The organism is Bacillus sp. Nf3 (assembly GCF_003028545.1).
Taxonomy (GTDB): domain Bacteria; phylum Bacillota; class Bacilli; order Bacillales; family Bacillaceae; genus Bacillus; species Bacillus safensis.
In genome coordinates this window covers 1-641 of the sequence record NZ_PYUA01000050.1, presented here as the reverse complement: position 1 = coordinate 641, position 641 = coordinate 1, and the positions used below count along the sequence as shown (strand labels likewise).

The window sequence follows — 641 nt, the reverse complement described above, 5'->3', positions numbered from 1 at the left end:
CTGGGTGCCATGATGTGGACGTTGCTGCTCCGCAACGACCTCTTCCAGTACACCCACTACCCGGTTCGCTTCAATCGCATTACCCGCAAGATCTACTTCTTCAGGCACAACGGGCCAGACGGTGTGACTGTCGTTCCCTGGGGTTCTCCCTGCGCCTTCTTCCACATCGGCCGTGGCGCGCAGAATCCTGAGCTACGTGACCTTAGGTGCCATCTGCTCGATCGCAATCGGCAGATACAACAGACCTTCACCGTCGGACACTTCTGGCATCACGACGATCACATTCTCGAGCAATGGGCATTGATCTGCCGCTACATGCAGGAGGGCCCGGAATGCTGCTATGACGACCCGTTGGACCGGGTCATCACGCTCTCGGCGGATCCAACGATCCGCAACTGCTGGCTGATGGTCATCCTGATGATGGGCACCGCGCTGATGCCGTTGCGTACCAATCTGATGTTCCCGATCTACGGCGCGCTGACGCTCTGCCGGTGGCTGACCTTCAAGACCTGCCGCAAGCCGGTGTTCCCACCGGAGATCGAGGCAGAGTGCCAGATCGATCCGGAAGATCCCTATCGACTTCCAGAGCCACGGTTCATGGCGGAGTTCGCGAGTGATCCGGCGATCTATGCGCGCGCGTT

General features: G+C 59.4%; 1 protein-coding gene. It reads left to right on the top strand.

All coding sequences use genetic code 11. The features are described 5' to 3' along the window. Nucleotides 1-12: 12 nt before the first annotated feature. The coding region (locus tag C9414_RS20795) for a DUF6708 domain-containing protein (RefSeq protein WP_219909130.1) at nt 13-641 on the top strand (629 nt) is incomplete at its 3' end.